This is a genomic window from Pseudomonas typographi (genome assembly GCF_014694385.1).
Taxonomy (GTDB): Bacteria; Pseudomonadota; Gammaproteobacteria; order Pseudomonadales; family Pseudomonadaceae; genus Aquipseudomonas; species Aquipseudomonas typographi.
Map to the genome: position 1 here is coordinate 93,460 of NZ_JAAOCA010000008.1, position 14,781 is coordinate 108,240.

12 protein-coding genes and 1 tRNA gene are annotated in these 14,781 nt (G+C 61.7%); 6 read left to right on the plus strand and 7 right to left on the minus strand.

Annotated elements, in window-relative coordinates; genetic code table 11:
* The first annotated feature begins 166 nt into the window (after nucleotides 1–166).
* A complete protein-coding gene (locus tag HAQ05_RS08240) occupies nucleotides 167–1,018 on the plus strand; it encodes an MIP/aquaporin family protein (protein WP_190419276.1) in 852 nt (283 codons plus the stop codon).
* Between the two features lie 44 nt (nucleotides 1,019–1,062).
* On the plus strand, nucleotides 1,063–2,553 hold the full coding sequence (gene glpK, locus HAQ05_RS08245; protein ID WP_190419277.1) for a glycerol kinase GlpK: 1,491 nt from the start codon (nucleotides 1,063–1,065) through the stop codon (nucleotides 2,551–2,553).
* 869 nt (nucleotides 2,554–3,422) lie between these two features.
* Here the strand turns inward: glpK and HAQ05_RS08250 are convergent.
* Nucleotides 3,423–3,512 (minus strand) — tRNA-Ser (locus HAQ05_RS08250).
* A gap of 200 nt (nucleotides 3,513–3,712) precedes the next feature.
* Between HAQ05_RS08250 and HAQ05_RS08255 the strand changes: the two genes are divergently transcribed.
* From HAQ05_RS08255 to HAQ05_RS08265, 3 genes are all read left to right on the plus strand, one after another.
* On the plus strand, nucleotides 3,713–4,408 hold the full coding sequence (locus HAQ05_RS08255) for a crotonase/enoyl-CoA hydratase family protein (RefSeq protein ID WP_190419279.1): 696 nt from the start codon (nucleotides 3,713–3,715) through the stop codon (nucleotides 4,406–4,408).
* A gap of 67 nt (nucleotides 4,409–4,475) precedes the next feature.
* The gene (locus HAQ05_RS08260) at nucleotides 4,476–5,219 is read left to right on the plus strand and encodes a lysophospholipid acyltransferase family protein (protein WP_190419281.1); all 744 of its coding nucleotides are present in this window, start codon (nucleotides 4,476–4,478) and stop codon (nucleotides 5,217–5,219) included.
* Nucleotides 5,220–5,249: 30 nt separating this feature from the next.
* Nucleotides 5,250–6,221, plus strand: coding sequence for a magnesium and cobalt transport protein CorA (locus tag HAQ05_RS08265; RefSeq protein ID WP_190419283.1), 972 nt, complete (start codon nucleotides 5,250–5,252; stop codon nucleotides 6,219–6,221).
* Nucleotides 6,222–6,302: 81 nt separating this feature from the next.
* On the opposite strand, the gene HAQ05_RS08270 is transcribed toward HAQ05_RS08265, so the two are convergent.
* The 6 genes from HAQ05_RS08270 to HAQ05_RS08295 all read right to left on the minus strand — a co-directional run bounded on the left by HAQ05_RS08270 (nucleotide 6,303) and on the right by HAQ05_RS08295 (nucleotide 11,941).
* A complete protein-coding gene (locus tag HAQ05_RS08270) occupies nucleotides 6,303–7,025 on the minus strand; it encodes an amidotransferase (protein ID WP_190419285.1) in 723 nt (240 codons plus the stop codon).
* A 461-nt stretch (nucleotides 7,026–7,486) separates the two neighbouring features.
* Nucleotides 7,487–8,275, minus strand: coding sequence for a transglutaminase family protein (locus tag HAQ05_RS08275; protein WP_190419287.1), 789 nt, complete (start codon nucleotides 8,273–8,275; stop codon nucleotides 7,487–7,489).
* Nucleotides 8,272–9,222 (minus strand): alpha-E domain-containing protein, encoded by a 951-nt coding sequence (locus HAQ05_RS08280; RefSeq protein ID WP_190419289.1) that lies wholly within the window; start codon nucleotides 9,220–9,222, stop codon nucleotides 8,272–8,274. Before HAQ05_RS08280 ends, HAQ05_RS08275 begins: the two co-directional genes overlap by 4 nt.
* A 41-nt stretch (nucleotides 9,223–9,263) precedes the next feature.
* On the minus strand, nucleotides 9,264–10,673 hold the full coding sequence (locus HAQ05_RS08285) for a circularly permuted type 2 ATP-grasp protein (RefSeq protein ID WP_190419291.1): 1,410 nt from the start codon (nucleotides 10,671–10,673) through the stop codon (nucleotides 9,264–9,266).
* 349 nt (nucleotides 10,674–11,022) lie between these two features.
* Complete coding sequence (locus HAQ05_RS08290) at nucleotides 11,023–11,364, minus strand: ribonuclease E inhibitor RraB (RefSeq protein WP_190419293.1); 342 nt, start codon at nucleotides 11,362–11,364, stop codon at nucleotides 11,023–11,025.
* A gap of 340 nt (nucleotides 11,365–11,704) precedes the next feature.
* Entirely contained in the window at nucleotides 11,705–11,941 is a 237-nt protein-coding gene (locus HAQ05_RS08295) for a hypothetical protein (RefSeq protein ID WP_190419295.1), read from the minus strand.
* Nucleotides 11,942–12,245: 304 nt separating this feature from the next.
* On the opposite strand from HAQ05_RS08295, the gene HAQ05_RS08300 reads away from it, so the two are divergent.
* Nucleotides 12,246–14,780 (plus strand): penicillin acylase family protein, encoded by a 2,535-nt coding sequence (locus HAQ05_RS08300; protein WP_190419297.1) that lies wholly within the window; start codon nucleotides 12,246–12,248, stop codon nucleotides 14,778–14,780.
* Nucleotide 14,781 lies beyond the last annotated feature (1 nt).

The window sequence follows — 14,781 nt, forward strand, 5'->3', positions numbered from 1 at the left end:
TTGTTCATTTTCGACCTTTGACAGCATCACTTTATGTCTATATTTTTTCGTTTGCGAATATAACGCAGTTGATCGGCCCTAAAAGGTGCGGTTTCGCCAGCCCGCACACCTAGGCTGAGCACTCAAGACCCAACGGCGTAAACAAAAACAACAAGCGAGATACGGGATGACAATTACGCAATCACGACCTACCTTAGCCGGCCAATGTTTGGCCGAATTCCTCGGTACCGCGTTGCTGATCTTCTTCGGTACTGGCTGCGTGGCGGCGCTGCAGGTGGGCGGTGCCAGCCTCGGCCTGTGGGAGGTCAGTATCATCTGGGGGGTGGGGGTCAGCATGGCCATTTACCTCACCGCTGGGGTGTCCGGTGGCCACTTGAACCCCGCTGTCAGCATCGCCCTGTGGCTATTTGCCGGCTTCGAGCGGCACAAGCTGCCGTTCTACATCGTGGCCCAGGTGGCCGGCGCGTTCTGCGGCGCGGCGCTGGTGTACACCCTCTATAGCAGCCTGTTCTTCGAATACGAACATGTTCACCAAATGGTGCGTGGCAGCCAGGCGAGCCTGGAACTGGCCGCGGTGTTCTCCACCTATCCGCACCCGGCGTTGTCCACTGGCCAAGCCTTCGCGGTGGAAGCGGTTATCACCACCATCCTCATGGGGGTGATCATGGCGCTCACCGACGATGGTAACGGCTTGCCGCGTGGGCCGATGGCACCGTTGCTGATCGGTTTGCTTATTGCGGTGATCGGCAGTGCCATGGGTCCGCTCACGGGCTTTGCAATGAACCCAGCGCGGGACTTCGGCCCCAAGTTGATGACCTTTTTCGCCGGCTGGGGTGAAATCGCCTTCACCGGCGGGCGAAGCCTTCCATACTTCCTGATACCGATTTTCGCCCCCATCCTCGGCGCCTGCCTGGGTGCTGGCGGCTACAAGCTGCTGATCGCGCGGCAATTGCCTGGCAGCGCAGCGGCCAGCAGCCAAACCTGCAGCGAAGAAAAAGAAGCCGACGTACGCGCCTGAGCGCCCTCACCCGCCACCTCGAACGACAACAAAGGCCCTACGCCATGACCGAAAAACAGTACATCATCGCCCTAGACCAAGGCACCACCAGCTCCCGCACCATCATTTTCGACCGTGACGCCAACGTGGTCGGCGTTTCGCAGCGCGAGTTCGCCCAGCACTACCCACAGCCGGGCTGGGTCGAGCACGACCCGATGGAAATCTTCGCCACCCAAAGCGGCACCATGGTCGAAGCCCTGGCCCAAGCGGGCCTCAGCCATGCCCAGGTAGCCGCCATCGGCATCACCAACCAGCGCGAAACCGTGGTGATCTGGGATAAGGAAACCGGCCGCCCGATCCATAACGCCGTGGTGTGGCAGTGCCGGCGAAGCACCGAGATCTGCCAGCAGCTCAAGCGTGACGGCTTGGAAGATTACATCCGTGAAACCACGGGCCTGGTGATCGACCCGTACTTTTCCGGCACCAAGGTCAAATGGATTCTGGACCATGTCGAAGGCAGCCGCGAGCGCGCCCGCCGCGGTGAGCTGCTGTTCGGCACGGTCGATAGCTGGCTGATCTGGAAATTTACCGGCGGCAAGGTGCACGTTACCGACTACACCAACGCCTCGCGCACCCTGATGTTCAACATCCACACCTTGCAATGGGACAAGCGCATGCTCGAGGTGCTCGACATCCCCGAGCAGATGCTGCCCCAGGTGCGCTCATCCTCGGAAGTTTATGGCCACACCAAAAGCGGCATCGCCGTGGCCGGTATCGCCGGTGACCAACAGGCTGCGCTGTTCGGGCAGATGTGCGTGGAGCCGGGCCAAACCAAGAATACCTATGGCACCGGCTGCTTCATGCTGATGAACACTGGCCAGCAAGCGGTGGCCTCCCGCCACGGGCTGCTCACCACCCTGGCTTGCGGCCCCAAGGGCGAGGTGGCCTATGCCTTGGAAGGGGCCGTGTTCAATGGCGGCTCTACCGTACAGTGGCTGCGCGATGAAATGAAAGTGATCAACGATTCGTTCGACACCGAGTATTTCGCCACCAAGGTCAAGGACAGCAATGGCGTTTACCTGGTGCCGGCTTTCACCGGCTTGGGCGCGCCGTACTGGGACCCCTACGCGCGTGGCGCGCTGTTCGGCCTGACCCGCGGGGTCAAGGTCGACCACTTGATCCGCGCCGCCCTCGAATCGATTGCCTACCAGACCCGCGACGTGCTCGAGGCCATGCAGCAAGACGCCGGTGAGGCGCTCAGCACCTTGCGTGTAGACGGTGGGGCGGTGGCCAATAACTTCCTGATGCAGTTCCAGGCGGACATCCTTGGCACCCTCGTAGAGCGCCCGCAAATGCGCGAAACCACCGCCTTGGGCGCGGCGTACCTGGCGGGCCTGGCCACTGGATTCTGGAGCAGCCTGGATGAAGTGCGTGAAAAAGCCGTGATCGAACGCGAGTTCGCTCCGCAGTTGGCGGCCGACGATCGAGCCCGGCTGTACCGCGGGTGGAAAAAAGCCGTAAGCCGCACCCAAGGCTGGGCCGAGCCGGAGGCCTGAGCCCATGGCATTCCCCCGCTGCGCCCAGCGCAACGGGGGTTTTACAGATTTTGCAGCACTTGATCGATAGCCGCCGCGTTCGGCCAGCGATAACGTGGCTACCCCTTATGAAGATGGAAAACCACGATGCGCCTGCGCTTCACGCTGCTACCCCTGCTGTTGTTGGCCGGTTGTTCGGCACCGGCACCGGCGCCGATACCAACACCGCACGACTACTCACCTGCCCTGGGCCCAGCCGTGCGCGTGCTGCCGGGTACCCCTTCCCCCAGCCGGGCACAACGAGAATGGGCCCTTTGCCAGAAGGTTAGTTGCTGACCATTGGCGCACGGCACTCACCACGAGGGTGGTTAAACAATGGAGACCCAGCCATGAACCACCGTTGACGCCATCCTTGTTAAGGAAATATTCGCAAGGTGACGAGAGGGTTTCGTGATCGCACGTGCTCACTGCGCCACCATCAGCTCCCTCGCGACCCGGCCTTTGAATTGTTGAGCCGTGCAGCCGAATGCCCGTTTGAACATCACCCTGAACGTGCGCACGTCGGAATAGCCCAGCTCACGGGCCACTTCATTGACTGGCTGGCCCTCACAGCCCACGACAATGGGTTGCCGCGACGTTGATCCCGCCCCATTCAGCCCGTTGCGGGTCAGCCTGGGGCCGGGTAGCCGCCTTGTTTCTCGGTGCCATGGTGACCACGGTGCAGCAGTCGCATATCTAGAGTATCGGAGCCCTGGCTCAGCAAAGCTGGGGTACCGGCAGTTGTTGAACGCGCCGCGCCGCTGGAGCCTGCCGGCAAGCGCGCGGCAGTGCCCTGACGCCGGGGAGAAAAACCAAAAAGCCCCGCAATGCGGGGCTTCAAGGATAAAGAATGGCGGTGAGGAAGGGATTCGAACCCTTGATACAGTTTCCTGTATACACACTTTCCAGGCGTGCTCCTTCAACCGCTCGGACACCTCACCAGACCCGACAGCGTTACAGCCTGTCGAGGCGCGCTAATGTAGTCGAAAGCCCCACGCTTGGCAAAGGTTTTTTTGCAGAATTTTCATGCGGTTAACCGGGCGGCGCGGTTAGCCGCCGTGACCGTGCAGTCAGCCGCGGCGCTTTACCGCACCGGCCCCCGCAGGTAAGGTCTGGCACCATCACAACAACGGATTCTCCCATGAGCGACTTAATCACCTACCAACTCGATGATGGCGTGGCCACCCTGGTGATGTGCAGCGGCAAGGTCAATGCGCTGTCGCCGGCGTTGCTCGAAGCCTTCAACCAATGCCTGGACCGTGCCGAGCAGGATAAGGCGGTGGTGGTAGTGACGGGGCAGCCAGGGGTGTTCTGTGGCGGCTACGACCTGAAGGTGATGGGTAGCGGCCCAGAACAGGCGATCAACTTGGTGGCTGCGGGCTCGACGCTGGCCCGGCGCATGCTTGCCCACCCCTTCCCCATCGTAGCGGCCTGTAGCGGCCATGCTATCGCCAAAGGCGCGCTGCTGTTATTGGCAGCCGATTACCGCCTGGGGGCAGAAGGCCCGTTCCAGGTCGGCCTGAACGAAGTGCTGATCGGCATGACGATGCATCACGCCGGCATCGCCCTGGCGCGGGATCGCCTCACCGCCGCCGGCTTGCAGCGGGCAGTGAACAATGCCGAGATGTTCAACCCGGCCCAGGCCCTGCAGGTGGGTTTTTTCGACCAACTTGCCAGCCCCGACACGCTGTTGGCCGAAGCGCACACCGTGGCGCGCAAACTGGCGACGTTGAACATGCCGGCACACGCGGCGACCAAACGCAAAGTGCGCAGCCCCTTGCTCGATGCACTGGCGCAGGCCATCGCGCTCGACCGCAAGCACTTGCTGATGGCTTAGGTGCATTTGCGATGGGCCCCACCAGGCCTTTACACTCGCTGCCTTCAGAACAAAGGTAGCTCGGCCGATGCTCTATCTGCTGCGGATGGTCCTGGTGGGCCTGAATTTTCTTCTGGTGGGCGTGTTGGGCCTGTTGGTAGGCCTGGCGCGGCCGTTCAACCCCGACAACAATCGCATCTTCGCCCGCATGTATAGCTACCCGGCGCTGCGGATACTGGGGCTGAAGCTTCACGCTGAAGTCGGCCCGCTGCTGGACCACCCCCCGGGGTGCGTGATCATCGCTAACCACCAGTCCAACTGGGACGTATTCCTGCTCGGGGCGGTTGTGCCGCCACGCATGGCGTGCATTGGAAAACAAAGCCTGAAATGGGTACCGCTGTTCGGCCAATTGTTCTGGCTGGGCGGCAACGTGCTGCTGAACCGCGAAAACGCCTACCAGGCGCGGCGCTCGCTGCAGACCACCTCGCGGATGCTCGCCGAGCAAAACACTTCGATCTGGATTTTCCCCGAAGGCACCCGCAACCCGGGCGACACATTGTTGGCGTTCAAAAAGGGGGCCTTTCAAATGGCCATCGAAGCCGGCGTACCCATCGTGCCGCTGTGTGTGAGCCGCTACAGCGGGCGGCTGAACTTCAACCGCTGGTACAGCGGCGAGTTGCGCGTGCGCTCGCTGCCGCCGATCCCCACCAAAGGGTTGACCAGCAAAGATATTCCCGAGCTGATGCACCGCTGCCGCGAGCAAATGCAACACTGCATCGATTCACTGAGCAGCGACAACTTACAGAACTCCCCGGCACCGGTTAGATCATAAACTGCACAATAGGGTAAAGGCATTGATGCCATGGGTAGAGTCGTCGCCTCAGCGGTCTATGCCGGGGGCAAGAAGGTACGCGATATCCCTCTGGAAGAGGGGCAGCACTGGGCCAGCAAACCTGGGCATTTCGTGTGGATAGGGCTGGAAGAGCCGGACGCCGACACGCTGAACACGCTCAAGGCGCAATTTGGCTTGCATGAACTGGCCATCGAGGATGCATTGGAGCGGCATAGCCGGCCAAAGCTCGAAACCTTTGGCGATGCCTTGTTTATCGTGATCTACTCGCCAGTGCGCCAGCAGGGCAAACTGCAATTCATCGAAACCCACATCTTTGCCGGCAAAGGCTATGTGGTCACCTGCCGTAACGGGCACTCGGCCTCCTATCGCCAGGTGCGGCAAAGCTGTGAGGCCCGCCCTTTGCTGCTTGAGCATGGGGAAGATTTCGTGCTTTACGCGCTGCTCGATTTCGTGACCGAGAACTTCCAACCGGTGACCGAAGCCATCCACGGTGAAATCGAGCTACTGGAACAGCGGGTGCTCAGCCGGCACATGCAAGAGGCGGACATCCGGCGCCTGCATACCCTGCGCCGGGAACTGTTGCAGCTGCGCCATTATGTGGCACCGATGGTGGAGATCAGCGAAGAGCTGCAACGCCTGGACTTCCCCTTCATCGATAAGAACATGCGCCCGTACTTTCGCGACGTGCAAATCCACGTTAACCGGCAAATGGAAGACTTGGCGGGCGTGCGCGACATTGCCAGCCAAACCATTGAAATCGGCATGCTGCTCGAATCAGCCCGGCAGAGCGTGACGCAGCGCAAGTTCGCCGCGTGGGCGGCCATACTCGCGCTGCCCACGGCGATCGCGGGTATCTACGGCATGAACTTCAAATTCATGCCGGAGCTTGAGTGGCATTATGGCTATTTCGCCGTGTTGGGGGTGATCGGGGCGGGTTGCGCGGGCCTGTATGGTATTTTCAAGCGGTCGGGGTGGTTGTAACGCCGCCGCTAACCGGCGGGTGGGTGGCCGCAGCCATCGCCACGGCGCGCAGCCGGCTTCTGAAACACCCTCCCGGTTTGCTCACTTCGTATTCGCAGCCTGCGCCACGAAGCGCATCATCCATTCGGCTACCGTGGCGCCGTCGTGATCGCGGGCCAGGCTTTCGACACCCGCCTGGTACACCTCGTCGCCCAGGTGCGCCTGGCGCAATTCCAGTAACGCCCGTGAGTAGTCGTGCACGAACTCCGGGTGGCCCTGGAAGCACAGCACCTGGTCGTTGATCTGGTAGGCGGCGAACGGGCAGAACGCGCTGGAGGCTACCACCGTGGCGCCCTCGGGCAATGCGGTAACTTGGTCTTGGTGGCTGATCAACAAGGTGACGCCCTGGGCAGCGGGGCTCATCCAAGGGGCTGAGGCGACAACCTTATAGGGGTGGGTGCCTACGCCCCAGCCCTGTTGGGCGCGCTCGGCCTTACCACCGAGCAGCAGTGCCAGCAACTGGTGGCCAAAGCACACGCCCAGCAGTTTCGCGCCTTCGTTGTAGCGCGCCAGTAAAAATGCCTTAAGCGTCTCGATCCACGGGTCGGTGGCGAACGAATCGGCCTTGCTGCCGGTAACCAAGTAAGCGTCGTAACGTTCGCCGGGCGCGGGGTAGTGGCCATCGACCACGTTGAAGGTATCGAACGTGGCCGGTACCGGCTGGCGCTCGAACAATTGCTGGAACATACGGCCATAGCCCTGGTAACGCGCCACCAGTTCCGGGCGCAGGTGGTCGGTTTCCAGAATACAAATACGCAACGGCATGGGGCAGAATCTCGGCTCATGGCAAATAGGGGTAAGCGCAAAAGCCTGCATCGAAACAGGGCTGGCTGGCAACCCCTGACGAACGGCGGTGGGCCCGTTGATGTCTGCGCAACGAGTCTAGCGCGCGGCACTGAAACGATAATGCGAAAGTTCCATGCAGGTTATTCATAAAAAATGGAATAACTACAACGAAACCGCTCTAAGCAAAGGAGGAATCCGGCTTACAGTAAAACAAATGGAGGCCGCGCGCACTGTGGCCCGCAGTAAGGCCAAACTGACTACGCTCTATCCCTTTTGGGTTACCAAGCACCCGCGGTAGGTACGAGCGATAACAACAATGAAGGCGAGCAGCCATGTTCAAGCATTCCAAAGTCCGCCAGGCGAGCCTGATCGTGTTCGCCACCACCCTGTTGCTGATATTGCCCAATCTCGGCCGCTGGTTCGGCTGACCCGGGAGCGGCTCACTGATCGAGTACGGTCGGGGTCACCACCACCTTGGCGTGCATCTGCGCGAAACCACCGCCGCGGCGTACACCGCGCACCGGGCAGGCATCCAGGTAGTCCAGCCCCACGGCGATCTTCAAGTGGCGCTCTGGGCGGGCCAACCGGTGGGTCACGTCAAAACTGTACCAGGCACCTTCCAGCCAGGCTTCGGCCCAGGCATGGCACTCCAACTGTTCGCTGCCCGGAGTGAACAGGTAGCCGGCGGCAAAGCGGGCAGGCACGCCCAAGCTGCGGGCACAAGCGATGAAGGTGTGGGCGTGATCTTGGCACACGCCCTTGGCACCGGCAAAAGCCTGCGCCGCGGTGGTGTCGATCTCGGTGGCTCCCGGGCTGTAGAGGATGTGATCACCCAGGGCGTTCATCAGCGCGATCAACCCGGCCCGGTCGCCCTTTGCGCCATGCCGGCGCGCAAAGCTGATGAGGGCGTCGTCGGCCTCGGTCAAGCGGGTGAACCGCCGATACGGCAACGGCGAGCCGTCTTCGTGCTCGGCCTCGCGTTGTTCGTCGATATCAACCTGCCCACGGGCGCTGATCACAATGTGATCATGGGGCCCTTCGAGGGTGAGCACGTGTAGGATATTGCCGAACGCATCGACCTGTGCCCGCACCGGCTTGGGTAGGTCAAGGTGCCAGCTCAGCACGTGCTGGCGCTCGCTGTCATGTGGGGTCAGGCGCAGGTACTGGATGCTCGCACGCACTTCGTCATCATAGTGGTAAGCAGTTTCGTGGCTGATCGAGAGTCTCATACGACCTCCAGGTAGGACGTGTGGATCGCGGCGCCCAACTCGCGAATCGAGGCAATAAACGCATTGAGCCATTCATGCAGGCCGGCTTCGAGGATCTCGTCGATGCCAGTGTAGCGCAGCCGCGCGTCCATCTCGGCGACCCTGCGCTGGGCGGGCCGTCCGTTAATGCCTGGCAAAACCGAAAGGATCCGGTTGATTTCGTCGGTGCAGGCGCGCAACGAGCGGGGCACGTCGGCCCGTAGCAGCAGCAACTCGGCCACCGGGCGCGCCGCCGGTGCATCGCGATACACCTCGGTATAGGCCTCGAACGACGACAACGCCCGCAACAAGGCGCTCCACTGGTAGTAGCTCCAGGCCGATTCGTCATCGACGCTGTCCAACGCCTTGATGCTCATCATTTCGTAACGGGCATCGAGCAGCCGCAACGTGTTATCGGCGCGCTCGATGAACGTACCCAAGCGGATGAAGCGGAACGCATCGTTGCGCATGATCGTGCCATAGGTGGCGCCGCGAAACAGGTGCGAGCGCTCCTTGAGCCATTCGCAGAAGCGGCTCATACCGTAGCGGTTCAGGCCCTGCTGGGCGATACCGCGGATTTCCAGCCAAGACGCATTGATGTTTTCCCACATGTCGGCGGTGATTCGCCCCCGCACCGCATGGGCGCTGGCTCGGGCCGCGCCCAAGCAGCTGTAGATGCTCACCGGGTTGTCGGCGGCCAACGCGAAGAAGTCCAGCATCCGCTCGGCATGCATTTGCCCATGGCGGCCCAGGTAATCCTCCAGGGTGCCGGTGATCAGCAGCGGCATGGCGATTTCATCGAGGCCGTCACGGCCATCCTGGGGCATCATCGACAACGAATAACTTACATCCAGCATCCGCGCCATGTTCTCGGCACGTTCCAGGTAACGCGACATCCAGTAAAGATCTGAGGCAGTTCTACTTAACATGGGGAGCTTTCCTTACACGAGTTCCCGACTTAGTCCCCGACCTAGTCCTCGACCACCCAGGTGTCCTTGGTACCACCACCTTGGGACGAGTTGACCACCAATGACCCTTCGCGCAGGGCTACGCGGGTAAGCCCACCGGGCACTACCCGGGTTTCCCGGCCCGAAAGTACGAACGGGCGCAGGTCGATGTGGCGCGGGGCGATACCGCTCTCGACGAACGTGGGGCAAGTCGACAGCGACAATGTCGGCTGGGCGATGTAGGCATGGGGCTTGGCCTTCAGGCGAGCACGGAAGGTGTCGATTTCTTCCCGCGTGGCGGCGGGGCCCACGAGCATGCCGTAGCCGCCGGAGCCTTGGGTTTCCTTCACCACCAGTTCCGGCAAATGCGCCAACACATGAGACAACTCCTCGGGCTTGCGGCATTGCCACGTGGGTACGTTCTTCAGGATAGGCTCCTCGTCGAGGTAGAAACGGATCATGTCGGTCACGAACGGGTACACCGACTTATCGTCGGCTACCCCCGTGCCGATGGCGTTGGCCAACACCACGTTGCCTGCCCGGTACGCCGATAACAGCCCGGGCACACCGAGCATGGAATCGGGGTTGAAGGCCAGCGGGTCGAGGAACGCGTCGTCCAGGCGGCGGTAGATCACGTCTACCGGTTGGGGGCCATCGGTGGTCCGCATGAACACCTTGTCGTCACGTACGAACATGTCCGCGCCTTCGACCAGTTCCACGCCCATTTCCCGAGCCAAAAACGCATGTTCGAAGTACGCGCTGTTGAAGCGCCCAGGCGTCATCACCACGACGCTGGGGTTATCCAGCGGGCTGGAGCTTTTGAGGGTATCGAGCAACAGGTTGGGGTAATGGTCGATCGGCAGCACGCGCTGGGCCGAGAACAGCTCGGGGAACAGCCGCATCATCATTTTGCGGTCTTCGAGCATGTAGCTCACGCCGCTGGGCGTGCGCAGGTTGTCTTCGAGCACATAGAACGTGCCATCGCCGTCCCGCACCAGGTCTACGCCTGAAATATGCGAATAAATGCCCCGGTGCAGATCCAGGCCCTGCATCGCCAGTTGGTACTGCTCGTTGGCCAGCACCTGGTCGGCCGGGATCACCCCGGCCTTGATAATGCGCTGGTCATGGTACAGGTCGGCCAAAAACAGGTTCAGCGCCTTGACCCGCTGAATGCAGCCCTTTTCGACCACCCACCACTCGCTGGCTGGAATGCTGCGCGGGATGATGTCGAACGGAATCAGCCGCTCGGTGCCTTGTTCATCGCCATATAAAGTGAAGGTGATACCGGCGCGGTGAAACAGCAGGTCAGCTTCACGCCGGCGCTGCGCCAGGGTTTCCTCGGGCGTTTCCGCGAGCCAACGCGCGAATTCGCGGTAATGCGGGCGAACCTGGCCATTGGGGTCGTACATTTCATCAAAAAAGATCTGGCTCATGCCGCACTCCTTGCCACCTGGACCATGGACCCGTCGCAAGGCCCGTGCCACCGGCATAAACCTATAAATATCAATGCCTTGATAAAAACAACAAGAGACCGCGCACCGAAATGGGGCGCATGCGCAAAACGCTCAACCGCCTGCGCCTCATTGCGAAGCGGCCCATTGCGGTCACGTTCTATGGCCAGCATAGCCGGCTTCCACGGCGATACGTCGCAGCTCAATCATCTTTCCTAACTACCGGGTGGGCGGTTCAGCCCCCACACGTTGGCGGCCAACCACCCGCTTGGCGCGGTGTTTTATACGTATGAAAAAGGCCAGCCGAAGCTGACCTTGTAGGGCGGCGCCTTCATGCGTTGAGCTTACGAACGCGCTGTTTTACACCCCAGCCTTCGAACTCCCCCCCCAGCGGGCGCACAACTGAGGCGAAATCATGTTCGAACTCATCAATGCCCGTATGCGTGGCATACATCAGTTTCGACAGTTCCAAGTGCCAGGCACCGTCGTCACGCTCACTCACCTGCGCGTTAAGCGACTCACCGCGGAACTGGCCGGCGGCCGCACGCGCACCGCCTTCGTCGGGGAACACTGCGTAAAACTCAATGGGGTGGATGCGGGCAAAATCGAAGCCGCCTTCTTTCATACGGCGCAGCACGGTGGTGCTGATATCTTCCTGGTAGGCATTGCTCATGAAACGTCCTCCTCATTGGCGATGGATAGACTTTCCGTGTTTCAAAGACCTCCTATGGCCAGCGCCCTCAGCAGTACCTACCCGCTCGGCCCCGGCAGCATGATGCCAACAACCCACTGCGCCCCGCGGCGTTGCGCGGGGCTCGTTGCAGAGTAGGGGAAAAGCCCGCCGGGCACCAGAGGGCCGCTGCCGAACGCCCTGAACGGTGTGTTTCAAAAATTGGGCAAGCATTGGCGGGGGCATATGGACGCCACCCGGCGCCACAGCGCACCCCTGTGGCGGCAACGCCGCTTGGCAACCTGATTGCTGGCACTGGGCCGCCAACCGTTGGCATAGCCCTTTAGGCTAGCGGGGTGATAGCCGTGATCTTCACGCCATTTTGCTCCTCCAGCCATTTGGCCGTGGGTGAGCTGGCGCGCCCCTGGAAGTCGTTCAGGTCCACCTTGTCGATCACGGGGAACAGATGCGCTCGGATCAAGCGCGCCGCCTCTTCGTCACTGGGGCAGTGTTCCGATAAAATAGGCAAGCGAGTGGGTACGCCGTTTTGATCGACGAAGGTGACTTCCCACTGTTTCATTGGCGGCTCCCTCAAGACGGTGAACAGATAGGGCGCATAGTGCACCACCCTGCACTACTCTTGACCCGCCGCCCACCGCCTCGTTCAGCTTTTCGTCGGCGCTGCCAGCGAAACGGGAGCCGAGCTGCATTCGCCGGTTACAAGCGAGTGTGGTGTTTCAAAAGTTCGCTGCACATTGTTGACGGTGCCCTTTGCTGCCGGGCTGCGTGGCCGCTCCTCGCCCGCGGCGTGAGGCTGAAGCTTGCAGCTTTGCCCCTACCTCACTACCTTAGCGCCTTTCCGTTGCCTGCATGCAGGAGTAGCCATGGCATCGCCCGTTTCGCGCCCTCTTCTTCCCCGGCTGGCCATGGCCACCGCCGCCGCCAGCCTGCTTGGTTTGGGCGGCTGCCAAAACTGGCTCGACGACCGTTACAGCAACAGCCTGCCGCCCACCCGTGGCGTGCAGCCCCTCATGGGGTTGGCGCAGAACGTGTCGGTGCGGCGCAATGAACTGGGCATGCCGCTGATCGAAAGTAGCAACTTCCATGATGCGCTGTTCGCCCTGGGCTACGTACATGCCAGCGACCGTATCAGCCAAATGGCTAGCATGCGCTTGCTGGCCGAAGGGCGGCTGGCCGAGTTGGCCGGGCCGGCGGTACTGGATGTAGACCGTTTCATGCGCACGGTAGACCTGAAGGGCCGCGCCGATGAACTGTACGAAGCCGCCTCGCCACGACTGAAGCAGTTTTTCGAAATCTACGCCCGTGGCGTCAACGCTTGGCTGTACCGTTACCGCGACAAGCTGCCAATGGACCTGGCGCAATCGGGCTATTCGCCCGAATACTGGAAACCTCAGGATTCGGCGCTGATTTTTTGCTTGATGAACTTCAGCCTGTCGAGCAACCTGCATGAAGAAATCAACGCGTTGATACTGGCGCAGAAGGTCGGCGCAGACAAACTCGCCTGGCTGCTGCCCATCTACCCCGACGAAGCCTTGCCGTTCAGCGAGGCCGACAAGCTCAAGGGCTTGAACCTTTCCGGCGGTTTCGCAGGCCTGGATAACGTGAGCGAGCAATTGGCGGCGTTAGGCCAGCAGGGCTTTGCCGCCTCCAATAACTGGGCCTTTGCGCCAGCCCGTAGCCGCAGTGGCAAAAGCCTGTTCGCCAACGACACGCACCTGCCGCTGGGCATCCCCTCGGCGTGGAATTTCGTGCAGGTCCGCGCCCCTAAATACCAGGCTGCCGGGGTTTCCCTGGCCGGCATTCCCGCGGTGGTCGCAGGCTTCAATGGCCAGGTGGCCTGGGGCATGACCATGGTAATGGGCGACACCCAAGACCTGTTCCTGGAGCAGCTCAAGCGCGAGAACGGCACCCTTTACTACCTCGAAGGCGGTAAATGGCAGCGGGCTGGAGCGCGCAACGAGACGTACTTCATCAAGGGCCAGCGCCCGGTACGCGAGGTGGTGTATAGCACCGCCCACGGGCCGTTGCTCAATACCGCGCTGGGCGAGCAGAAACTGGCCCTGCAGCCGTCGCCGCTCACCAGTGGCTACGGCCTGGCGCTGAAAATGCCAGACTTCAAGGGCGATAAAACCCTGGATGCGTTCTTCGACCTTTCCCGCGCCAGCAGCGTGGAAAAAGCCTTCGACGCCAGCCGCGAGATTCGCGCCATCGCCCTGAACATGGTGTTCGCCGATGCCCACAGCATCGGCTGGCAAGTCACCGGTCGTTATCCCAACCGCAAGGACGGCAAGGGTCTGGTGCCTTCGCCGGGCTGGAATGGCCAATATGACTGGGATGGTTACGCCGACCCGATGCTGCACCCCTATGACCAAGACCCGCCTCAAGGTTGGCTGGGCACCGCCAACCAGCGCACCGCGCAGCCGGGCTACGGCATGCAGTTGTCCAGCTCTTGGTATTCGCCGGGGCGTGCCGAGCGCCTGGCGCAGTTGGCGGCCACTGGCAAGCAGGACGCACGCGGCATGATCGCCATGCAATACGACCAAACCACCACTTTTGCCGCCAAGCTCAAAACCATGTTCCAGGCGCCAGGCATGGCCGCCCCGCTGAAAAAAGCCATCGACGCCCTGCCCGATGCCGAGCGCGCCAAAGCGCGGGAAGCGCTGAACCGGCTGTTGGCCTTCGACGGCCGACTTAGCGCTACGTCTGCGGATGCGGCGCTTTATGCACTGTTCTTGCAACAGAGTACGCGGCAGATTTTCCTCGATGAATTGGGCCCGGAAGACAGCCCAAGCTGGAAGGCCTTCGTCGCCAACGGCGATGCCAGCTATTCGGCCCAGGCCGACCACCTGCTGGGGCGCGATGACAGCCCGTTCTGGGATGATGTGCACACCCCGCAAAAAGAAGACAAGCCGGCTATCCTCGCCCGCAGCCTGGCTGCCGCCGTCAGCGCCGGCGAAGCGCAATTGGGCAGCGACCACGCGGCTTGGCAGTGGGGCAACTTGCACCATTACACCTTCACCAGCGAGAGTACCAAGCTGGCGCCCTGGCTAGACGCCGGCCAGCGTGCGGGGCTGGCCGCCCTCAAGGGTTACCTGGACCGTGGCCCGTACCCGGCCGGCGGCGACCATGACACCCTCAACGCCGCGGCGTACCATTGGGGCGGCAGCGACTTCGAGACCTGGCTGGCCCCGGCGATGCGTATCGTCGTCGACTTCGGCCAGGCCGAGCCAATGATCGGCCAGAACAGCACTGGGCAGTCCGGCAACCCCGCCAGCCCCCACTATGCCGATGGCATAGATGCCTGGCTCAAGGGCCGCTACGTGACATTCCCGATGCAGCCGCAAAACTTCGACAAGGCCTACGGCACCCAGCGGCTTACCCTGGTGCCCGGCAAGTGAG